The sequence below is a fragment of the Streptomyces sp. TRD_SC_5 genome (assembly GCF_056836825.1).
The window spans coordinates 516532-537422 of the sequence record NZ_JBWZZS010000001.1 but is presented as its reverse complement, the minus strand read 5'-3'; the positions used below and the strand labels follow the sequence as shown (position 1 = coordinate 537422).

At 71.5% G+C, this 20891-nt stretch carries 19 protein-coding genes; 10 read left to right on the top strand and 9 right to left on the bottom strand.

Translation table 11 applies throughout. The annotated features are described in order from the left end of the window. Positions 1-23 precede the first annotated feature (23 nt). The 3 genes from AC1P0E_RS02505 (at position 24) to AC1P0E_RS02495 (ending at position 2712) form a co-directional block, all read left to right on the top strand. Positions 24-1256: an ROK family protein gene (locus tag AC1P0E_RS02505; protein ID WP_482740497.1), complete on the top strand. Its 1233-nt coding sequence runs from the start codon at positions 24-26 to the stop codon at positions 1254-1256. Then, the gene (gene pip, locus AC1P0E_RS02500) at positions 1253-2224 is read left to right on the top strand and encodes a prolyl aminopeptidase (protein ID WP_482740496.1); all 972 of its coding nucleotides are present in this window, start codon (positions 1253-1255) and stop codon (positions 2222-2224) included. The genes AC1P0E_RS02505 and pip overlap by 4 nt, the downstream gene beginning before the upstream one ends. Before the next feature lie 188 nt (positions 2225-2412). Continuing rightward, positions 2413-2712, top strand: a complete 300-nt coding sequence (locus AC1P0E_RS02495) for an SHOCT domain-containing protein (protein ID WP_482740495.1) — start codon at positions 2413-2415, stop codon at positions 2710-2712. 479 nt (positions 2713-3191) lie between these two features. Here the strand turns inward: AC1P0E_RS02495 and AC1P0E_RS02490 are convergent, their stop codons facing one another. Continuing rightward, positions 3192-3722 (bottom strand): ATP-binding protein, encoded by a 531-nt coding sequence (locus tag AC1P0E_RS02490; protein WP_482740494.1) that lies wholly within the window; start codon positions 3720-3722, stop codon positions 3192-3194. A gap of 166 nt (positions 3723-3888) precedes the next feature. Next, a complete protein-coding gene (locus tag AC1P0E_RS02485) occupies positions 3889-4233 on the bottom strand; it encodes a hypothetical protein (RefSeq protein WP_482740493.1) in 345 nt (114 codons plus the stop codon). Positions 4234-4518: 285 nt separating this feature from the next. Between AC1P0E_RS02485 and cds1 the strand changes: the two genes are divergently transcribed. Then, positions 4519-5655 carry an L-cysteine desulfhydrase Cds1 gene (gene cds1, locus AC1P0E_RS02480; protein WP_482740492.1) on the top strand — a complete coding sequence of 379 codons (1137 nt, stop codon included), beginning with the start codon at positions 4519-4521 and terminating at the stop codon, positions 5653-5655. A 24-nt stretch (positions 5656-5679) separates the two neighbouring features. Here cds1 and AC1P0E_RS02475 read toward each other — a convergent pair whose 3' ends face one another. Further along, a complete protein-coding gene (locus tag AC1P0E_RS02475; RefSeq protein ID WP_482740491.1) occupies positions 5680-6159 on the bottom strand; it encodes an SRPBCC family protein in 480 nt (159 codons plus the stop codon). Positions 6160-6283: 124 nt separating this feature from the next. Then, positions 6284-7135 carry a DeoR/GlpR family DNA-binding transcription regulator gene (locus AC1P0E_RS02470; RefSeq protein ID WP_482740490.1) on the bottom strand — a complete coding sequence of 284 codons (852 nt, stop codon included), beginning with the start codon at positions 7133-7135 and terminating at the stop codon, positions 6284-6286. A gap of 207 nt (positions 7136-7342) precedes the next feature. Between AC1P0E_RS02470 and AC1P0E_RS02465 the strand changes: the two genes are divergently transcribed. Next, on the top strand, positions 7343-9703 hold the full coding sequence (locus AC1P0E_RS02465; protein ID WP_482740489.1) for a hypothetical protein: 2361 nt from the start codon (positions 7343-7345) through the stop codon (positions 9701-9703). On the opposite strand, the gene AC1P0E_RS02460 is transcribed toward AC1P0E_RS02465, so the two are convergent. The 4 genes from AC1P0E_RS02460 to AC1P0E_RS02445 form a co-directional block, all read right to left on the bottom strand. Continuing rightward, positions 9673-12078, bottom strand: a complete 2406-nt coding sequence (locus AC1P0E_RS02460) for a right-handed parallel beta-helix repeat-containing protein (RefSeq protein WP_482740488.1) — start codon at positions 12076-12078, stop codon at positions 9673-9675. The genes AC1P0E_RS02465 and AC1P0E_RS02460 overlap by 31 nt on opposite strands. A gap of 129 nt (positions 12079-12207) precedes the next feature. Continuing rightward, positions 12208-12813: an Rv1733c family protein gene (locus AC1P0E_RS02455; protein ID WP_482740487.1), complete on the bottom strand. Its 606-nt coding sequence runs from the start codon at positions 12811-12813 to the stop codon at positions 12208-12210. A gap of 63 nt (positions 12814-12876) precedes the next feature. Beyond that, positions 12877-13710: an MOSC domain-containing protein gene (locus tag AC1P0E_RS02450; protein WP_482740486.1), complete on the bottom strand. Its 834-nt coding sequence runs from the start codon at positions 13708-13710 to the stop codon at positions 12877-12879. Positions 13711-13752: 42 nt separating this feature from the next. Further along, entirely contained in the window at positions 13753-14223 is a 471-nt protein-coding gene (locus AC1P0E_RS02445; protein ID WP_482740485.1) for a DUF6643 family protein, read from the bottom strand. Between the two features lie 277 nt (positions 14224-14500). On the opposite strand from AC1P0E_RS02445, the gene AC1P0E_RS02440 reads away from it, so the two are divergent. Further along, on the top strand, positions 14501-15745 hold the full coding sequence (locus tag AC1P0E_RS02440) for a TerD family protein (protein WP_482745629.1): 1245 nt from the start codon (positions 14501-14503) through the stop codon (positions 15743-15745). Between the two features lie 27 nt (positions 15746-15772). Here the strand turns inward: AC1P0E_RS02440 and AC1P0E_RS02435 are convergent, their stop codons facing one another. After that, complete coding sequence (locus AC1P0E_RS02435) at positions 15773-16957, bottom strand: glycosyltransferase (protein WP_482740484.1); 1185 nt, start codon at positions 16955-16957, stop codon at positions 15773-15775. A gap of 58 nt (positions 16958-17015) precedes the next feature. Here AC1P0E_RS02435 and AC1P0E_RS02430 point away from each other — a divergent pair, with 58 nt between their 5' ends. From AC1P0E_RS02430 to AC1P0E_RS02415, 4 genes are all read left to right on the top strand, one after another. Further along, a complete protein-coding gene (locus AC1P0E_RS02430) occupies positions 17016-17804 on the top strand; it encodes a glutamate racemase (RefSeq protein ID WP_482740483.1) in 789 nt (262 codons plus the stop codon). Between the two features lie 69 nt (positions 17805-17873). After that, entirely contained in the window at positions 17874-18434 is a 561-nt protein-coding gene (locus AC1P0E_RS02425) for a hypothetical protein (protein ID WP_482740482.1), read from the top strand. A 256-nt stretch (positions 18435-18690) separates the two neighbouring features. Further along, the gene (lnt, locus tag AC1P0E_RS02420) at positions 18691-20316 is read left to right on the top strand and encodes an apolipoprotein N-acyltransferase (protein WP_482740481.1); all 1626 of its coding nucleotides are present in this window, start codon (positions 18691-18693) and stop codon (positions 20314-20316) included. Between the two features lie 46 nt (positions 20317-20362). Then, a complete protein-coding gene (locus tag AC1P0E_RS02415; RefSeq protein WP_482740480.1) occupies positions 20363-20842 on the top strand; it encodes an NUDIX hydrolase in 480 nt (159 codons plus the stop codon). Positions 20843-20891: the final 49 nt, after the last annotated feature.

The window sequence follows — 20891 nt, the reverse complement described above, 5'->3', positions numbered from 1 at the left end:
CGCCACATGGGAGACTCGCCCCCATGAACGGGAAGGCGACCACCATCAAGACGAGGCTGGAGAGGGGCCGGAGCGCGCTCGGCCCTGCCCTGGAACTGGTGCACACAGGACGGGCGCCCACCCGCGCCGTCCTCACTGCCGAGCTCGGCGTCACCAGGGCCACGGCCGGAGCGGTCGCCGCCGAACTGGAGGCCCTCGGGCTGATCCAGGTCGACTCCCGGCCGGGCGCGGCGGCCGGCTCGCAGGGCCGCCCCTCGCACCGGCTGGCCGTCAACGACTCGGGCCCCGTCGTCCTGGCCGCGCAGATCCACGCCGACGGCTACCGAGCGGCGCTCGTCGGCCTCGGCGGCCGGACCGTCGCGACCGCTCCCGGCCGCAAAACGGTGTCCGCCGACCCGGCGCAGGTCCTCGGAGCGGTGGTCGAGGCCGGCGCCCTGCTGCTGCGCGAGAGCGGCCGCCGCTGTGTGGGCGCGGGTCTGGCCGTTCCTTCCGCCGTGGCAGAGCCGGAGGGGACGGCCCTCAACCCGCTGCACCTCGCCTGGCCCGCCGGCTCCCCGGTCCGCGACATCTTCGCCGAACAGGTACGCGCCGCCGGCATCGCGGGCCCCGCCTTCGCGGGCAACGACGTCAACCTCGCCGCACTCGCCGAGCACCGCCACGGCGCCGGCCGCGGGGCCCAGCACCTCCTCTGCGTCGCCACGGGACACCGTGGCGTCGGCGGGGCCCTGGTCGTCGACGGCCGCCTGCACACCGGAAGTTCGGGCCTCGCCCTCGAAGTCGGCCACCTCACGGTCAACCCCGACGGCCGCCCCTGCTACTGCGGCGGCCGCGGCTGCCTCGACGTCGAGACCGACCCGCTGGCCTTCCTCAACGCGGCCGGCCGCGTCCCCGGCCCCGAGGTCTCGCTGCTCCAGCAGTCGCGCGAGCTGCTGCGTGGACAGTACGACGACCCGGCGATCCGGGAAGCGGGCGAGGAGCTGATCGACCGCCTGGGCCTCGGCCTCGCCGGACTCGTGAACATCCTCAACCCCGACCGCATCATCCTCGGCGGCCTGCACCGCGAGCTGCTCGACGCCGACCCGGAACGGCTGCGCGCCGTGGTGGCCGACCGCAGCCTGTGGGGGCGCAGCGGCGGCGTACCCATCCTGCCGTGCACGCTGGACCACAACAGCCTCGTCGGGGCGGCCGAGTTGGCCTGGCAGCCGGTGCTCGACGACCCGCTCGCCGCGCTCGCGGGTTCGCGGGGGACCGCATGACCACGACGTACCCGGCCATCGAGCCCTACGACGAGGGCATGCTCGACGTCGGCCACGGCAACCTCGTCCACTGGGAGGTCTGCGGCAACCCCGCCGGCAAGCCCGCACTGGTCGTCCACGGGGGCCCGGGCTCCGGCTGCGGCCCCGGCGCGCGCCGTTACTTCGACCCGGAGCGCTACCGGACCGTTCTCTTCGACCAGCGCGGATGCGGCCGCAGCACCCCGCACGTGAGCGACCCGGCCACCGACCTCACGCACAACACGACCCACCAACTGATCCGTGACATGGAGCGGTTGCGAGAGCACCTGGGCATCGAACGCTGGCTGCTCTTCGGCGGTTCCTGGGGATCGACACTGATCCTCGCCTACGCCGAGAGCCACCCGGACCGTGTCTGCGAAATCGTCATCTCCGGTGTCACCACGACCCGCCGTTCGGAGATCGACTGGCTCTACCGGGGCGTCGCACGGTTCTTCCCCGAGGCATGGCAGCGGTTCCGGGCGGGCGTTCCACGGAACGCCCGCGACGGCGACCTCGTAGCGGCGTACGCACGGCTCGTATCGGACCCCGACCGGGCGGTTCGCGAGAAGGCCACGGCCGACTGGTGCGCCTGGGAGGACGCCGTACTGTCCCTCGAACCGAGCGGCAGCGCCAACCCCTACGGCGACCGCCCCTCCGCCGCCCGCATCGCACTGGTGCGCCTCGCCTCCCACTACTTCTCGCACGGCGCCTGGCTGGAAGAGGGACAACTGCTGCGCGACGCGGGGCGGCTGGCCGGCATCCCCGGCGTACTCCTCCACGGCCGCCACGACCTGAGCAGCCCGCACGGCACCGCCTGGGAACTCGCGCAGGCCTGGCCGGACGCGGAACTCACCGTCGTCGACGACGCGGGCCACAAGGGCAGCGAGACGATGCAGGCACTGGTGCTCGCCGCGCTCGACCGGTTCGCGCGGCGGCCGGTCAGTCGCTGAGCCGGTCCGCTCCGCACGCGCGCGCCGCCTTAAGGCCGTCGCCCACGTAGGCCTGAAGCAGTTGTGAAGGCCCTGTCTACTCCCCGCGTGGTACGCGCACTGCCGCTGGCTGTACGACGACCAGTGGCACCTCCCGGAGCGACGCTCGTAGTACCGACAACGAGACATGCACCGAGGAGCTGACCGACATGAACACCCTGGCGCACGAAGGACCCGGCCCGTGGATTCTCTTCTTCCCGCTGATCTGGGCGGCCGTCGTCGTCGGCATCGGCGCCGTGCTGCGCCGCACCGGCGTCTGGCGGGGGCGGAGCGGGCGCCGCGGACCCTGGCAGGAGCGGGAGCGGGTGACGTACAGCGAGAGCTCGCCGATCGCGATGCTCGGGCGGCGTTTCGCCTCCGGTGAGATCGACGAGGAGGAGTACTGGCGCCGCCTGTCCGTACTGGACGAGCAGTTCGGGCCTACCGCGTCGAAGGGCGGTGCCGTATGACCGGCGCCGCCACCAGTACCGCCACGGTCGCCAGGGCCTTGGACGCGGTGAACGTCGACTTCCCGGCCGGACGCACCGCGATCATGGGGCCCTCGGGCTCCCGAACTCCACGCTGATCCACTGCACGGCCGGCTGCACCACCGGCCTGGCGAACTCCCCCAGCGGACAGTAGTGAGTACGCCCGTACGGCTGACCATGCCCTCCCGTGCGGCCACAAACGACGCTTCGCGGGAACGTTCACCGCGGGCTCCTGGGTGTCGAGGCCGTACCACCGATCCGGCGAAGGTGAGGGTCGTAGGCCTGGGCACCTTCGGCGGCGAGGACGGCATGGGCGGCGAGGACGGCCTGGGCGAAGCCACCTGCACCGTGATGACGCGGGCCGACGCCGAGAAGTACCTCACGCCCGAGCCGGCCGTCTGCGCGCCATCGCCACGCCGCAGGCCCCCGGCCGCCCCTGGCTGCCGGGGGCCGCCGTCCGGTCAGCCCGCTACGGCGGACCGGACGGCGGCGGGCGCGTGCGTCGCCGGGACGGCCTCGTGACCGGCCCCGGGGTGCGAGAACGGTCCGTCGGTCGTCGCTCCGTACACGGGGTACGGCGGCAGAGTCACGGCGGGAGCCGGCGTCGGCAGCGTGAACCACACGACCTTCCCGGCGTCGCCCTGCGGGCGCACGCCCCAGCTCTCGCTGACCGCCTCGATGAGAGCGAGCCCGCGCCCGCTCGTCTCGGACGCGCCGGCCGCACGGACTGTGGGCAGACGCGGATCGTGGTCGTGGACGGACACCGTCAGGCGGTCGAGCAGCAGCTCGATCTCCACGGTGCACATCTTGTCCGGCTCTGCGTGCCGGTGGACGTTGGTCAGCAATTCGGTGACGCCGAGCGCCGCCGGGTCTATCAAGGGATCCAAATGCCAGTAGCGCAATTGCGCCGAGATGATTCTGCGGACCTGACCGATCCGCGACGGCAGGGCCTGGAGCTCCACCGTGCAGTGCCTGCTTGGCTCGCTGATCACGGCTGCGACTCCCCGAATAGGTCCGGAAGAAGACGGAGAACGGATCCAGCAGTGGCTGTCTGCTGTTTGGTCCGGCGGGGCTGGTTCTCAGCGTCACCGCCGTTGCACCCTGAGTGATGTGAGACCAGGGTCACCCAGGCGCTGGGGCTCCGCAACTCGCGCCCCATCAGTCTCGCGAGTCCTGTACGCCGTGGATGTTGCGTACGTCCCGTGAGCCGCGGACCGCCTCCAGGAACCGCCCGGCCAGTTCCTCACCGTCCTTGGCGTGTCCGCGCTGCCCCATGGTGAGCCGGTACCGGGTGCCGTTGACCGTCGCCACGGTGCTGTCGTCCCCGGCGAACCAGGGGCGGGCCGCGGTCACGGAGTCCAGCGGCGCACTGTCGATCTCCCGCCCGTTGCTCGTCAGCAGGACCAGCCTGCCGTCCTTGACCAGCACGTGGCCGGCCTTGGTCAGTGAGCGGGGCCAGCGCCCTATCCGTACGCCCGTAGCGCTGAACTCGGGCTCCGCCATTCCACTTCGCCCCCTTCGCGCAGGTGTCCTCTTCGCGCAGGTGTCTGCTGGGCAGTCTGCACAAGGCCGGGCCCGCGCACCAGAGCCCCTCGACGATCGGCTGACGAGACGCCGGACCTCGAGGCCCATGGGTGTCACCCCGTGCCGCCCCCGCCCCACAAGCGATCCCTATGGCTGCCCAAAGTCAACGTTTGTGCAGGTGAGAGGCTTAAAGTGGCAGTCGGGGACCGGAGTTTCCGGGGCGAACCAGCTGCCCTGGGAGCGCTACGACGAGGAGCGGCCCGCATGAGCACCACTGACCAGGCACGTACCGGCAGCAACGCCATGCCGACGATGGACGTGGACCGCAGCGATCCGGAATACCGGGCCTGGCTGAAAGAGGCCGTCCGTAAGGTCCAGGCGGATGCCAACCGGTCGGCGGACACGCACCTGCTGCGCTTCCCGCTGCCCGAGGAGTGGGAGATCGACCTGTACCTCAAGGACGAGTCCACCCACCCCACCGGCAGCCTCAAGCACCGTCTCGCCCGGTCGCTCTTCCTCTACGGACTGTGCAACGGCTGGATCAGACCAGGCAAGCCCGTCATCGAGGCGTCCAGCGGCTCGACCGCCGTCTCGGAGGCGTACTTCGCGAAGCTGATCGGCGTGCCCTTCATCGCGGTGATGCCGCGCACCACCAGTCCCGAGAAGATCCGGCTGATCCAATTCCACGGCGGTCAGTGCCACTTCGTCGACGACTCCCGGAAGATGTACGAGGAGTCCGCCGCCCTCGCTGCCCGGTCCGGCGGCCACTACATGGACCAGTTCACCTATGCGGAACGCGCCACCGACTGGCGCGGCAACAACAACATCGCCGAATCCGTCTACCAGCAGATGCGGCTGGAGCGGTACCCGGAACCGGCCTGGATCGTCGCCACCGCCGGGACGGGCGGCACGTCCGCGACCATCGCGCGCTACGTCCATTACATGCAGCACGACACGCGTATCTGCGTACCGGATCCGGAGAACTCCTGTTTCTTCGACGGCTGGACCCGTGGCGACCCGGGCGCCACGAGCGACTGCGGTTCGCGTATCGAGGGCATCGGCCGGCCCCGCATGGAGCCGAGCTTCGTGCCCGGCGCCGTGGACCGGATGATGAAGGTTCCGGACGCGGCGAGTGTGGCGGCCGTACGGGCGCTGGACCGGGCCATCGGCCGCAAGGCGGGCGGCTCCACCGGGACCGGGCTGTGGAGCGCGCTGAAGATCATCGGGGGGATGGTCGCGGAGGGGCAGAAGGGCAGCGTCGTCACGCTGATCTGCGACTCCGGCGACCGCTATCTCGACAAGTACTACTCGGACGCCTGGCTCGCCGAACAGGGCCTGGACATCGCTCCGTACAGCGCCGCGATCGACCAGTTCCTGGCGACGGGGGAGTGGCCCTGCTGACTTGTGCGCGCTGAGTGCTGACGCTTAGGCGGGCGCGGAAGCCAGCCGCCGGTCGAGGCCGCGCGCCGCGTCGCGGAAGGCCCGTCCCAGGCCCGGCCGGGCCAGGCGCAGCGCCGGCCTGAGCGGCGCCGGGCCTGCCGCCGCGAACGTCCACTGCACCCGTGTGCCCGTGCCGGCCGGAGTGAGCAGCCACTCCTCCAACAGGGCGCGCAGGGCGGGGGCGTTGGTGACGTCGACGCGGTACGCGTACCGCTCGCCGGGTTCTGTGGCGAGGATCGTCTCCCGGAAGCGGATGCCGCCCTTGAGACGTACCTCGCGCCCGGAGCCGCCCTCCGTGGGCCGGCACATCGTCACCGCGCCGAACCAGGCCGGCCAGCCGGTGACGTCCTCGGCGAGTGCCCGGTAGACGGCTTCCGGCGGCGCGGACACGTCGGCCGCGAAGACCAGGCGCGTCGGAGCGGTCCGGACGAAGTCGAGTTGCACGGGGCGGAGTCGGCGTGCCATGGGACCTGTACCCCCAGCTGGTTCGGTGGTGGACGACCGGGCCGGCGGGACCGGCCCGCTGGACCAGGCCCGGCCAAGCCCGGGCCAGGTCCGGCCAAGCCCGCACACGATAACTGGCGCGCCGTCAGATGTCTGCCGAGCCGGTGTCCCGGACCTGGGACTCGCCCGCGACGACAAGGTCCGGCAGATGCTCAGCCATCTCGTCCCGGGCCTCGTCGGACAGCCCGCCGTCCGTGACCAGGGTGTCGATCTCTTCGAGTGTCGCGAAGGAACTCAGGCCCACTGTGCCCCATTTGGTGTGATCCGCGACCACGACGACCCGCCGCGCGGACCGCACGAGACGACGGTTCGTCTCCGCCTCCGCCAGATTCGGGGTGGAGAGCCCCGCCTCGACCGAGATCCCGTGCACCCCGAGGAACAGCACATCGAAGTGGAGCGAGCGGATCGCCTGGTCGGCGACCGGACCCACCAGCGAGTCCGACGGTGTCCGTACGCCGCCGGTGAGCACGACCGTGGCCGATCCGGGGCGCGGACCCTTCCCGCCACCCGCGCGCTGCGCGGTGTGGAACACGTCGGCGACCCGCACCGAGTTCGTCACCACCGTCAGGTCCGGCACCTCCAGCAGGTGCTGGGCGAGCGCGTACGTCGTCGTACCGCCGGACAGCGCGATCGCACTGCCGGGCACCGCCATCGCCGCGGCCGTCCGGGCGATGTCCTCCTTGGCGCTCAGCTCCAGGCCCGACTTGGCCTCGAAGCCGGGCTCGTGCGTACTCGCCTCGACCACCGGCACCGCACCACCGTGCACCTTCTCCACGACACCCTGCCGCGCCAGCGCGTCCAGGTCCCGGCGGACCGTCATGTCGGAGACGTTGAGCTTCCTGGTCAGCTCTTGGACCCGGACACCGCCGCGCCGCCTGACCTCGTCGAGGATCAAGGCACGACGCTGCTCCGCGAGGAGGTTCTGACTGTCGGTCACGGTCGGTCCGGTCCCTTCGTTTCGGCGTACAGGCGTGGGGGTGGCTCATCCTCGCACGGGTGCGCGGCAGCCGTCCTCCGGGGGAGATTCCGTGAGATTCGGCGAGAGCCGTGCCACGGCTGCCGATGATCCGGGATCCTTGAGCGGCCGCGCCGTGCGCGGAAGACGGCCCTCCAGATCCTCCCACCACGAGAGCGAGCCACTGAAGTGCCCCGTGTCACACCGCCTCGCGACGACGACGGCACAGCCGCGCTCGAACTCCTGGTCCACGGGGTCGGCGGCACCACCCCCCAGGAGATGCTCGGCGATCCGCGTACGGTCCGCCTCACCGGCGACGAGACCGCCGCCATATACCGCCGCAGCGAGGACGCCGAAGCCGAGCACACCGGCGAGCCGGGCGGCAGCGAGCCCCGCGAGCGGCCGGTCCCCGAGGCGTACGTCTGGTGCAACCTCACCTCCGGCAACGGCAGCCGCGCCCTGTGGCTGCTCCTGCTGCCCTTCATGGTCGCCAACCTCGCCCACTGGATGCAGCCCACCACCCGCGGCCTCACGAAGACCGTGCGCATGTACGGCGTGCTGGTACGGCTCCTCGCCCTCAGCCTCACCGTGCTGCTGATCGCCGCCGCCTGCGAGGTCGCGCTCGACCTCACCGCCTGGCAGTGCGCGGGCTCCTCCCGCTGCTCCGGCGACAAGTCGTGGCTCGGTTTCCTGTCCACCGCGCAGGACGGCTGGTGGGCGCAGCCGGGCCGGCGCCTCGCCCTGGCCGCCGTCGTACCCGCCGCGCTGACCGTCCTGCTCTGGTACTTGTCCAACCGCACCTGGAGCGCGTACGAGTCCCAGCGCCCCCTGCCCGCCGGCGCCGAGCCCGACCCCGACGAGCCGGCCCCCACCCCCGCCCTCGGCATGCCCGGCTTCTGGTACGGCCGCCGCCTCGTGTCCCGGCTGCGCGCCGCCCACACCGCCGCCGGGTTCCTCACCGTCGCCGCCGCCCTGGCCGGAGCGGGCGCCCGCTACGACCGCCGCGCCTCCGGACCGCTCCTCGAAGCGATCGGCTGGCTGCTCGAACTGGCTCTGCTCGCCGGGGCCGCCGTGGTGGTCTGGGTGGTCTGCCGCAGGGGCCGCAGCGAAAGCCGCCTCGACGTAAGACTCGACCGGGCCGTCACCACCCTGCTGCCCGGCTCCGCGCTCGCCCTGCTGGCCCTGACGGTGCTGTACGCCGCCTGGTCCCGCCCCGGCTGGATTTCCGAAGGCAGGCTCCCCGGCGACCGTACCTTCGGCATCATCGTCCTCACCCAGGGCGGCCTGGTCGTCGCGCTCGCCGCTGTCGCGCTCACCATGTACCGCAGGGTTCCCGACGCGCGTACGGCGATGCGCGGACTCGGCGGTCCCGCCACGGCCATGCTCGCCTGCGCGCTGGGCGGCGTCATGAGCGGCGGCGTCGCCCAGCGTGTCGCCGACTGGCTCGACGGAGCGGGCACGCCGGGGGAGCCCGGCGGCACCATCGCAGGACCCCCGGTGCTGCTCACCTGGCAGGCCTCCGTCATCCCGCCTCTGCTGCTCGTCCTGGTGGCGATGGTCGCGTTCCTCGCCGTACGCACATGGCGCGACCGGCGGGCGATGGCCGACGGCATCGAGGCGGAGTACCCGGACGCCGAACCCGACGCCGTACGCACCCGCCGTATCGCCCGCACCCGCGCCATGGCCGCGCTCACCGACCGGGGGCCCGCGATCCTCGGCGTCACCTCGAGTGCCACGCTGCTGCTCGGCGCCGCCGCGCTCGTCGGTGCCTGGGCGACCGGGAAGGTGCCGGGCAGAGCGGCGGCGGGCACCCCCGACTTCGTCGCGTCGGCCGCCCAGGCCGCACAGGCACTCGGCTCTTGGCTGATCGGCTTCGGCTTCATACTCTTCGTCACCTGGGGCCGCCGCGCCTACCGCGACCCCGCGGCCCGCCGCACCATCGGCATCCTGTGGGACGTGGGCACCTTCTGGCCGCGCGCCGCCCACCCCTTCGCGCCGCCTTGTTACGCGGAGCGGGCCGTCCCCGACCTGACGTGGCGGATGGCCAGCTGGACCGATCGTACGGGCGGACGGCTCGTCATCTCCGGCCACTCGCAGGGCAGTGTGCTGTCGGCGGCCGCTGTCTGGCAGCTGCCGCCGCGCACCAGGCGCCGGGTCGCTCTGCTCACGTACGGATCGCCCCTTGAGCGGCTGTACGGGCGCTGGTTCCCGGCGTTCTTCGGTACCGCCTGTCTCGAAGCCCTGAGTCAGGAAGTCCACTGCTGGCGGAACCTGTGGCGTCGTACCGACCCCATAGGAGGGCCCGTTCACGTGAAGGGCGGACAGGGGCCCGATGTGGACCACGCGGCGCTCAAGGACCCGCTCGCTTACGGACGTACCAGGGAACAGCCGTTGCCCGCTCCCGTGCTCGGTCATTCCGAGTATCAGGCGGATCCCGCGTTCGACCGGGAAAGGACCGCACTGCTCGAGCGGCTGCCGCCGTGCGCGGTGCCCGGGCAGCGGCCCGGCACCCCGCTCGATCAGGGAAGTCCGGGCAGGTCCTCGGGGTAGAGGATGGTCAGGTCGTCCGTGTTCATCTCGGTGAGCCGGGCGACCCGTCCGGCGTGCCGCTCCACCATCGACTCGAAGGTCTGACGCGCGGTGCGGCCGTTGCCGAACGCGGGTCCCTTGGGCAGCGCCGTGAAGTACTTCAGAAGAGCTTCGGCCGTTCCCGTACCCAGCCGGTACTCGTGCTCCTCGGCCTGCTGCTCGACGATCCGCAACAGCTCTTCGGGGGCGTAGTCGGAAAAGGTGATGGTGCGCGAGAAGCGTGAGGCGACGCCGGGGTTGATGTTCAGGAAGCGCTCCATCTCCGCCGTGTACCCCGCGACGATGACGACGACCGCCTCCCGGTGGTCCTCCATCAGCTTCACCAGCGTGTCGATGGCTTCCTTGCCGAAGTCGCGTCCCGAGTCCTCCGGGGACAGGGCATACGCCTCGTCGATGAACAGCACACCGCCGCGCGCCCGGTCGAACGCCTCCTGCGTACGGATGGCCGTCGAGCCGATGTGCTCGCCGACCAGGTCCACCCGGGACACCTCGACGAGATGACCGCGCTCCAGCACCGAGAGCGAGGCCAGGATCTCACCGTACAGGCGCGCGACCGTGGTCTTCCCGGTGCCGGGGGAGCCGGTGAAGACCAGATGGCGGCGGACCGAGGCGGCCTTGAGGCCGGCCTCCAGGCGCCGGCGGCCGATCTCGATCATGTCGGTGAGGGCGCGCACCTCACGCTTGACGCTCTCCAGGCCCACCAGGGCGTCCAGTTCACCGAGCACGGCCTTTGACGTACGGACCGGCTCCGCGTCCCCCGCAGGGGACGCCTGGGGCTCTGTGGCGCGCTGTCCGGGGACCGCGCCGAGCAGCCCGGTGGTCTGCGTCGCGGTCAGCACGGCGGGAGCCTCCGGGACCGACGCCCGCACGCCGCTCTCGTCGCTCGTGCAGTCCTCGACGAGCGGCCCGTCCTCGGCGAACTCGTAACCACCGCGCGCACAGCGCTCCGTACGGCACCGGGTCAGCGTCGTACGGCAGCCGTCGATCACGTGGAAGCCGTAACCGCTGCTCCCCGTCACCCGGCAGCCGTGGAAGGTGCCGCGGCCCTCGGCGGATACGTAGAAACCCGCCTCCGCCGGCGAGGTGACCGTGCAGCGCTCTATGCGCGGGTCGGCGCCCTTGGTGACGATGACACCGGTCTGTGCCCCGTCGATGGTGCAGCCCGAGAGCGTGCCGCCGCTGCCGTGGTCACGGAACCACGCACCGGTCGACGCCTCGCGGATCCGGCAGTCGTCGAGCTGCGCGGTCGCGCCGTCGCTCACGGACACCGCCGTGTTGCGCACCTGGGAGAGGTCACTGTCGACGACATCGGCGCGCGAGCCGCGGTCGAGAACGAAGAGCGCGTCGGGGACGTCGTGCACCCGGCAGCCCTCCAGAACGGCGGTCGCGCCGTCGCTGATCCAGACGGCCGGATAGTCGCCCGTACTGTCGTGGATCTCGCACTGGTTGGCGTCCACGCGCGTACCGGGGTCCCAGACGGACAGCCCGTTGCGGCCGAACCGGCGCACCGTGGAACGCGTCAGCGTGAGGACCGCGCGCGAGCGCAGATCGATACCGTTCTCGGGAATGTCATGGATGTCGCAGTCGGAGAGCGTCAGCACGGCGTCGGTGTCGAGGGTGACGCCGTCGGCCGAGGTGCGGTGCACCGTGCAGTCGGTGAGATGGGCCGAGCCACGGGCGGCGACCTGCACGCCGGTGCCCTTGACCTCGTACACCTCGCATCCGACGGCCTCCAGGCCGCTGCCCTCGCCGTTCACGGAAAGCCCCGCGCCCGAGGTGTGGTGGACGCGGCAGCGCTCCAGACGTGGATGCGCGCCACCGCGCACCGAGACGCCCGACTGGCCGGCCGCGACCACCTCGCACTCCTCGAACACCCCGCCCGCGCCCTCCAGTACACCGATGCCGATGCCCGCCGGGTTGTCGACGGTGCAGCGGCGCACGGTCGGCCGGGCCCCGCCGCGCACCTCGATGCCCACGGCGGAGCGCGTCACGATGCGCAGATCGACCAGCTCGGGGGTGCCGTCCTCGACGAGCAGGGCGGGAGAGGCAGTGTCCTGCCCCTCGATGTAGAGGTCCTGGACCACGGCGGAGGCACGCACGGTCAGCGCCACACCGTCCACGGGGGCGATCCGCACCGAGCCGACCGTCCCCTCGGGGCCGCGCAGGGTCACGGCGCGCTCGACGACCAGGTTCTCCCGGTACGTTCCGGGGGCGACAGTGAGCACGTCACCTTCCCCGGCGGCCTCCAGGGCTGCGGCGAGGGAGGCGTATTCGCCTGTGCGGCGCCGCCACCGCGATGTGCCGGTGTGCGTCACCTGGACCGTGCCCTGTGCCATGGCGTTGCTGTGCCCCCACCTTGTGCTCACTTGCTGTCGTACTGGCCGCTCCACCGTAGCGCGCGCGGGCGACGGGAGTTGACCGGTCAGCCGTGCCCGAGGGCATGTCCGAGGACCGCCGGCAGGCTCTCAGCTGCCCGCGCCCGTACGTCCCCAGTCGGGACCTGTCTTCGCCCATGCCCGGTCCAGCCGGGCGTACCGACGCAGCACGAGCCGCCATACGACCAGGCGCCTGCCGCCCTCGAAGAGCGCCGCCGTCGCCGCTGCCGCGCCGATGCCCGCGATGGCGGAGTGGGTGGAGGCCGTGGCGTCGTCCATGGGGCGGCTGACGACCTCGCCCTGTTCGTTCGTCCACACGGGGAAACGGTCGCCCGGCCGTGCGGCCCGCTGGGTGGTTGTCACCGTCCCTGTGTGCCGGGTGCCGTCGTACGCCGTCCAGTTCGCCACGACCCGGGTGTGCGTCGCGCGCTCCGAGGCGAACTCGGGGTCGGGAATCATGGCCGGCTCGGGTGCGGCCCGGACGACGGACGCCGTCGTCCGGTGGCGCTGCTCGTGCTGCAGGCGCATCGACTCCCGCAGTGCCGCATGGGTGAGCGTGCCGCAGAGCCACCCCGCGGCCGGGGCGGCGACGGTGATCAGCAGTACGACCGCGAGGGTCACCCATGCCTCGGCCAGATCGGTCCTACGGCACAGGGGGCTGTGTCGCCGGCGCCACACCGCGACTGCCGTCCGCACGTCCCGCACCCCCTTCCGCGCCCCCTTTGCGGGCGCGTCCGTCGCCTCCGTGAGTTCCCACGGTCAGGAGGCCTGTTCGAGGATTCTCACCGGATCACCGACACGGACGGACCCGGTCCCTTCCGGCACGAGATTCTGCCCGAAGAGCAACTTGTCGCCGGAGCGCCGGTGCCTGGCGAGCGTACGCAACGGCTCTTTGCCGCGCTCGGCCGTCCGCTGGTCGGTGGTGGTGACGACACAGCGGGCACAGGGCTCGGTGACACGGAAGGTGACGTCGCCGATCGCGATCCGCTTCCAGTCGTCCTCCGCCCAGGGGGCGGTGCCGTCCAGGACGACGTTCGGCCGGAAGCGGCTCATCGGGAGCGGGCCCTCGTCGGCGTGGTCGCCCTGCGCGATGAGGGAGTTGAGGGCGTCGAGCGAGGAGAGGGTGGTGACCAGCAAGGGATAGGCGTCGGCGAAGCTCACGGTCTCGCCGGGCTTTCCGTACTCCGGGCGGACGGGACGGCGGCGCGCCGGGTCGTCGAGATGGACGAGACGCACCTCGGTGCCCAGGTATTCGCTGAACCAGGCGTGCGCCCCCGCGTCCGCCTCCACCGTCTCGACCTTGTCCTTCCAGACCTGCACACCTGTCGTGCCCACCGGGTCGGGCACGGCCACGCTCAGCGACTCGCGTCCGGGCGCGGACAGTCGTATTCCGCCGTCCGCCAGAGGCTCGGCACGCGCCAGCGCCAGACGCGGCTGCGGGCGCTGTGTGACGACCTTGCCGGCCGGGTCGACCAGCATCCATCTGCGGTCCCCGGCCGGACCCCACGGCTCGACCTTCACCTCATCCGGCGCGCAACCCGCCGCCGACTTGACCGGATAGACATGGACCGCATGGACGAGCGAATTCGGCATGCGGCCAATCCTGCCAGCCGGGTCGGACAGTCGTACGGCCGGTCAGTACCCCCGGCCCTGGTACTGGTGGTTGTACGGGTCGTCGTACGGCGTGGCCGCGGGAACCGGGCGCGGCGCCGCGGGGCGCATCGCCTCGTACCCGGTGGCGGCGGCCTGGCGCGGCGGCTGCTGTTGCTGGTACTGCTGCGGACCGGGGTACCCGCGCGGGCCCGAGGCCTGCTGCGGGATGTACGGCGCGGGCGCGTGGTGGAGCGGCGCCGGCTGGGGCGCTGCCTGCTGCGGATAGCCGTACGAAGGGTTGGGGGCGTAGTAGGAAGGCGCCGCGGGAAGTGCGGGAAGCGCCGCCGGGAGAGCCGGCAGATAGCTGTTTCCGGTGTCGTATGCCGAGGGCACCCGGATAGGAGCGATCTGGGGCGTGCCCCGTTCCGCGACGAGGGAGTCGTAGATCGGAGTGTCCGGGAAGGACGGGGCGGAGTAGTAACCGCCGCCGTAGGTGGCGCGGGGGGAGGTCATGGCACCTAAGTTAAGCGGAAGATGTTCTGGTTGGGGAGCCCGATAAGAGGGTTGTTTTACGAGTTGCGAGTGACGGCGGATCCCTAATCCGAGCGAACTTGGGAAAAACGGTCGCCGCGCGGCGTTCGGATCGTGTAAAGAGTGCGCTGGCCATGGGTTACCCGGGGTCGCCAGTGATCTTGGGACCGTCGTCGCGGGGCTCGGAGAACGCGGGGGAATAGGTTGGCCGTACAGAAATCCTCAGACATCCGCAGTCGCGATGGGGGCGATCATGTCCATGCTTAAAGGAACCAATGTGCCGGTGCCGGCGCAGGCTGTGCGCGTCGAATTGGGATGGCGTTCAGGCGCCGGCGTGCCGGACGTCGACGCCTCCGCCCTCCTGCTGGTGTCGGGAAAGGTCCGTTCGGACGCGGACTTCGTCTTTTACAACCAGCCCGCGCACGCCTCGGGCGCGGTACGGCACGACGGCAAGGCGCCCGCCGCGGACACTCTGACGGACACGCTGTCCGTCGATCTCGCACGGGTGGAGGCCGCCGTGGAGACAGTGGTGGTGGCGGCCTCGGCGGACGGCGGCAACTTCGGGCAGGTGCCGGGCCTTTACGTCCGGGTGCTGGACGCCGCGAGCGGCACGGAGATCGCGCGCTTCGACAGCCAGGACGCGAGCGTCGAAACGGCCTTCGTCCTCGGCGAGCTCTACCGGCGACAGGGGGCCTGGAAGTTCCGCGCCGTGGGACAGGGCTACGACAGCGGACTCGAGGGGCTGGCCAGGGACTTCGGCATCAGCGTCGACGAGCCCGAGCAGCAGACGTCGGTACCGGCTGCGGCGCCGGTGGCAGCCCCGGCCCCCGCCACGCCCGCCACCCCCGCCTCTCCCGCCTCTCCCGTGCGCCTCACAAAGATCACGCTCACCAAGGAAGCCCCGGCCGTCTCCCTCGCCAAGCAGGGCGGCACCACGGGCATGATGCGCGTGAATCTCAACTGGGAGGTGCGCAAGCAGTTCACGGGCTGGGCGGCCAAGCTCGGCAGGGCCGTCGCCATGCACGGCGACCTGGACCTCGATCTGTGCGCCCTCTACGAACTCACCGACGGCCGCAAGGGGGTCGTCCAGGCGCTCGGCAACGCCTTCGGCTCGCTGCAGCAGCCGCCGTACATCCATCTCGACGGTGACGACCGCACCGGATCAGTGAGCACCGGCGAGAACCTGACCATCAACCTCGACCACAAGGACAAGCTCCGCCGCGTCGTCATCTTCGTCGCCGTCTACGAAGGGGCCCGTTCCTTCGCCGACCTGCACGCCACGGTCACGCTCTCGCCGCAGAACGGAGCCCCCATCGACTTCTCCCTCGACGAGTGCACTGTGCCGTCCACCGTCGCGGCGCTCGCCCTCATCACCAACGAGGGCGGCGATCTGACCGTTCGCCGCGAAGCGCGCTATCTCGTACCGGAGCGCGGTGTCAGCCCGCAGCGCACCATCGACCACGCCTACGAGTGGGGCATGAACTGGTCCCCCGGCAGGAAGTGAGCGGGAAGGGGCCGTCCGAAGGCCGGCTCAGCGCTCCGGCGCGGCTTCGGGACGGGCGTACGTACGTCCCTTCCATGCCGCGCCGCGCCCCTGGTAGTGCTGTACGGCGGAATCGACGGTCATCAGCAGATAGAGGACAGCCGTGAACGGCAGCAGCGGAGCGAGCCACAGAGGCTGGTGGTAGTAGCGCAGCACAGGAAGGTACGTAGCGGTCATTACCGCCCACGCCAGGCCGCCCGCCCACGCCGCCACACCGTCAACCGACAGAACACCGGCGCAGAGAGTGAGCGGGGGCGCGAGATACACCAGCGCGAGCCCCGCAACCGTTCCCGCGAGCAGCAGCGGACTGTGCCGCAGTTGCGCGTACGCGCTGCGCGAGACCATCCGCCACAGATCTCCGAGCCGCGGGTACGGGCGCACGCTGTCCACCCGTTCGGCGAGCCCCAGCCAGATCCTGCCCCCACTGCGTTGCACCGCTCCGGCGAGTGACACATCGTCGATCACCGCCTGTCGGATCGACTCGGGCACGCGCGCGCGTGCCGCCGCCTCGTTCCGCAGCAGCACACAGCCACCGGCGGCCGCCGCTGTACGCGCCCCCGTTCTGTTGACCCACCGGAACGGATAGAGCTGCGCGAAGAAATACACGAACGCGGGAACGACGAGTCGCTCCCAGGCGCTGACGACACGCAACCGCGCCATCTGGGAGACCAGGTCGAGGTTGTTGGCACGGGCCGCGGCCACCAGTTCGCGCAGGCTCCCTGGCGCGTGCGCGATGTCGGCGTCCGTAAGGAGCAGATACTCCGGTTCCCGCTCCGGCCCCCGCGCGCGGGCCAGCGCGATGCCGTGCCGCAGAGCCCAGAGCTTCCCGGTCCAGCCCGGCTCCGGATCGCCGGGGGAGACGACGGTCAGCGGGAGCCCGCCGTGCAGGCCGGCGAGCTCCCGCGCCAGTGCGCCCGTACCGTCCTCACTGCCGTCGTCGACCAGAATGATCTCCGCGCGCCCCGGATAGTCCTGTGCGAGGAGGGACGGCAGGCTCAAGGGGAGCACCTCGGCCTCGTCGCGCGCCGGCACGACCACGGCGACATCCGGCCATACGTCGGGCTCCTCGCGGCGCGGCAGCCGCTGGTCCGTACGCCAGAAGAAACCCTGGCCCAGCAGCAGCCACACCCATGCGGCCAGTGATCCGGCGGCAATCCACGCAATAGCGCTCATCCGCCGCAGTCTGCCCCACCCCGGGGCCCGCGCGAGGGCGGTCGACTATGGTGACCGGGTGAAGATCGCGCTGATGGACTCAGGAATCGGCCTGCTGGCGGCAGCCGCTGCGGTGCGCCGGCTGCGGCCCGACGCCGACTTGGTTCTCTCCTCCGCTCCCGGCAGCATGCCGTGGGGTCCGCGCACGCCGGCCGATGTGACCGAGCGCGCCCTCGAAGTGGCGCTCGCCGCGGCCGCGCACCGGCCCGACGCGCTGATCGTGGCCTGCAACACCGCCTCGGTGCACGCCCTTCCCGCACTTCGCGCCGAGCTGGAGCCGGACATTCCGGTCATCGGCACCGTGCCCGCGATCAAGCCGGCCGCGGCCGGCGGCGGGTCCGTGGCCATCTGGGCCACGCCCGCCACCACCGGCAGCCCCTACCAGCGCGGCCTCATCCGTGACTTCGCCGAAGGAGTCGCCGTCACCGAGGTGCCGTGCCCGGGTCTTGCCGATGCCGTTGAGCATGCCGACGAGGCCGCCATCGACCGGGCGATCGCGGCGGCCGCCGTCCTGACCCCGCGCGATGTAAGGGCCGTCGTCCTGGGCTGCACCCATTACGAACTGGTCGCCGAGCGCATCCGCGCCGCCGTTCAGCCGCACGGCCTGCCGCCCGTCGTCCTCCACGGATCCGCCGAAGCCGTGGCCGCCCAGGCACTGCGCCGCATCGGCGCCCGCCCTGCCCCCGCGGCCGCACCGGGCGCCCGTCTCACGGTGCTGCTCAGCGGCCGGGACTCCGCGGCGCTGCCCGCCGCTGCCCTCGCGTACGCCGAAGGCCGCCTGCTGGACACGGTCGACGCCGCGCGCTGACGGCCGTCCGGCCGAGAGACGCCCGGCTCGGCCCTGCCGGGAACGCGGAACGTGAGTACGCTGCTACGCATGAGGGACCACCTCCACAGCGAGGGGCGTACCAGGGAGCCCCTTCCCGTGATCTGGACCGGACGCGCGACCAACCGGGCACAGTGGCTGCTCGCGGCCGTCGGCGCCGGGTGCCTCGCGCTCGGTGTCAAGCTGGCCGTCGACTCGACCTGGAATTCCGGCGTCGCCCCGCTGGTGATGTCGGTCGTGGGCTGCCTGGCGGCCGGCCTGCTCATCCTCTTCGGCACGCTGGCCTTCGTTCACGTGGCGGTCAAGGTCGACAGCGACGCACTCGAGATCCGCTGCGGCCACATGGGTCTGCCCCGTCGCCGCATTCTGCTCGCCCACGTGGTGCGGGCGGAGTTCGCGCCGAGAGTCACGCCACGGCAGTGGGGCGGCTGGGGCTACCGCTGGCGCCCCGGGAAAGGGATGGCCGTGATCGTCCGCAGAGGCGAGGGGGTCGTCCTGCGGCTGGGTGACGGCCGGATCTTCACGGTGACCGTCGACGACGCGGAAACGGCGGTACGCATCATCCGAGCCCGCCTGCATGCCGCCGCCACGGGCAAGATCGCCGGAAGCTGACCCGACCGGCGGCTGTACGCGCCCCTCTGCGCCGAGGCAGTGGTGCGGGGAGCTTCGCCGGACGGGCTTTATCGCCCGCCCGCGTCGGCGTAGGCACCGTGCCCGGGAACGGCATCGCGCCGGCACGGCCGTGCAGCTGTGCGCGTTGCCGATGGCAGGGGCAATGATTTGTGTATGGACAGATTGCGCAGGAGCGTTGCTTCCGCTGCCGGGCCGCACTCTCCGGACCCCGCCCGGCCGCCGTAGACTCCACCTCGTGAGCGCCACCCCCACCGCCATAGACCAGCCCGCGGAACAGCTGGCCCCGCACTCCGATGCCACCACTCGCGGGAGAAGCGCAAGACGAATGCCGGCCCGGCTCATGGCCCCCGCAACCGCCGCTCTCTCCGGTCTGCTCCTGTACGCGAGCTTCCCGCCGCGCCCGCTGTGGTGGCTGGTACTGCCCGGCTTCGGCCTGCTCGCCTGGTGCCTGTACGGGCGCCGGGCGCGCGCCGCGTTCGGACTCGGTTTCCTCGCCGGGCTCGGCTTCCTGCTGCCGCTGCTCAGCTGGACGGGCGAGGAGGTCGGCCCGGTGCCGTGGCTGGCGCTCGCCACCGCCGAGGCGCTGTTCGTCGCGGTGTGCTGCGTCGGTATCGCCGTGGTGACCCGGTTGCCGCTCTGGCCGGTGTGGGGCGCGGCCGTGTGGATCCTGGGTGAGGCGGCACGCGCGCGTGTGCCGTTCGGCGGTTTCCCCTGGGGCAAGATCGCTTTCGGGCAGGCGGACAGCGTTTTCCTGCCGCTGGCGGCGGTCGGCGGCACCCCCGTGCTCGGGTTCGGGGTCGTGCTGTGCGGCTTCGGGCTCTACGAAGCACTGCGGCAGTTCCTCACGTACCGCTCGACCCGCCAAGTGCCGCGCAGGGGCGTGGCCATCGCCGCCCTGACCGTCGTCGTGCCGGTCACGGCGGCCCTTGCGGCCCTGCCGCTCGTCGACGACTCCGCGCAGGACGGCACCGCGACGGCCGCCGCGATCCAGGGCAACGTGCCGAGGCTCGGCCTCGACTTCAATGACCAGCGCCGGGCCGTGCTGGACAACCACGCACGGCGTACGGAAGAGCTCGCCGAGGACGTCAAGGCCGGCAAGGTGCCCCAGCCCGACTTCGTCCTGTGGCCGGAGAACTCCTCCGATCTCGACCCCTACCGCAACAGCGATGCCCGCATGGTGATCGACCGCGCCGTTCGCGCGATCGGCGCCCCGACGGTCGTCGGAGCGGTGCTCACGCCGGACACGGGAAAGCTGCGCAACACCCTGATCGAGTGGGACCCGGAACGCGGCCCTGTCGCGACGTACGACAAGCGGCATGTCCAGCCGTTCGGCGAGTACATTCCGATGCGTTCCTTCGTACGGCTCTTCAGCTCGGACGTCGACCGGGTACGCAGGGACTTCGGCCCCGGCGACAAGGTGGGCGTCTTCGACCTCGCGGGCACCAAGGTGGGGCTCGCCACCTGTTACGAGGCAGCCTTCGACTGGGCGGTGCGCGACACCGTCACGGGCGGGGCCCAGCTCATCACCGTACCCAGCAACAACGCCACCTTCGGGCGCAGCGAGATGACGTACCAGCAGCTCGCCATGTCGAGGGTGCGGGCTGTCGAGCACAGCCGGGCTGTTGTCGTTCCCGTGACCAGTGGAGTCAGTGCCGTCATCCAGCCGGACGGCAAGGCCGTGCAGAAGACACGGATGTTCACGCCGGACGCACTGGTCGCCGAGGTGCCGCTGCGCTCCTCGCTGACCCCCGCGACGCGCCTCGGTACGATCCCGGAGGGCGTACTGGTGGTGCTCGCGGGCGGCGGTCTCGGGTGGGCCGTGTTCCGCGGCGTACGGGCGCGCCGGGGAACGTCCGTATGAGCTCTGTGTGAGTTCCGCGCCAAGGAGCGCCCATTAGGGTCGGACCATGGCAACTCCCGAATTCATCCGCGAGCTCCGAGCCACCGCGGGCCACCAGCTTCTCTTCCTGCCGGGCGTCAGCGCCATCATCTTCGACGAGGCGGGCAGAGTGCTGCTCGGCCGTCGCGCCGACACCGGGAAGTGGTCGGTCATCGGCGGCATCCCGGAGCCGGGGGAGCAGCCTGCGGCGGCGATCGTACGAGAGGTGTACGAGGAGACCGCCGTGGAGTGCGTGGCGGAACGCGTCGTTCTCGTACAGGCACTGAAGCCGGTCGAGTACCCGAACGGCGACCGGTGCCAGTACATGGACATCACCTTCCGGTGCCGGGCCGTCGGCGGTGAGGCACGGGTCAACGACGACGAGTCGCTGGACGTGGCCTGGTTCTCGGTGGACGCGCTGCCGGAGCTGAACGAGTTCTCTCTCCACAGGATCAAGCGGGCCATCACCGACGAACCCACATGGTTCGAGCACCCCGCACAGCTCTGAAGTACGGTCTCGTCCCGGTCGGGCTGATGGTGCGGGCCAGCGGACAAGG

Coding starts and splice junctions, on each gene's coding strand:
- AC1P0E_RS02440 (WP_482745629.1), top strand. CDS start 14,501: ATGCTTAAAGGAACCAATGTGCCGGTGCCGGCGCAGGCTGTGCGCGTC.
- AC1P0E_RS02460 (WP_482740488.1), bottom strand. CDS start 12,078: ATGGCACAGGGCACGGTCCAGGTGACGCACACCGGCACATCGCGGTGG.
- AC1P0E_RS02415 (WP_482740480.1), top strand. CDS start 20,363: ATGGCAACTCCCGAATTCATCCGCGAGCTCCGAGCCACCGCGGGCCAC.
- AC1P0E_RS02485 (WP_482740493.1), bottom strand. CDS start 4,233: ATGGCGGAGCCCGAGTTCAGCGCTACGGGCGTACGGATAGGGCGCTGG.
- AC1P0E_RS02425 (WP_482740482.1), top strand. CDS start 17,874: ATGAGGGACCACCTCCACAGCGAGGGGCGTACCAGGGAGCCCCTTCCC.
- AC1P0E_RS02435 (WP_482740484.1), bottom strand. CDS start 16,957: ATGAGCGCTATTGCGTGGATTGCCGCCGGATCACTGGCCGCATGGGTG.
- AC1P0E_RS02505 (WP_482740497.1), top strand. CDS start 24: ATGAACGGGAAGGCGACCACCATCAAGACGAGGCTGGAGAGGGGCCGG.
- cds1 (WP_482740492.1), top strand. CDS start 4,519: ATGAGCACCACTGACCAGGCACGTACCGGCAGCAACGCCATGCCGACG.
- AC1P0E_RS02495 (WP_482740495.1), top strand. CDS start 2,413: ATGAACACCCTGGCGCACGAAGGACCCGGCCCGTGGATTCTCTTCTTC.
- AC1P0E_RS02475 (WP_482740491.1), bottom strand. CDS start 6,159: ATGGCACGCCGACTCCGCCCCGTGCAACTCGACTTCGTCCGGACCGCT.
- AC1P0E_RS02445 (WP_482740485.1), bottom strand. CDS start 14,223: ATGACCTCCCCCCGCGCCACCTACGGCGGCGGTTACTACTCCGCCCCG.
- AC1P0E_RS02450 (WP_482740486.1), bottom strand. CDS start 13,710: ATGCCGAATTCGCTCGTCCATGCGGTCCATGTCTATCCGGTCAAGTCG.
- pip (WP_482740496.1), top strand. CDS start 1,253: ATGACCACGACGTACCCGGCCATCGAGCCCTACGACGAGGGCATGCTC.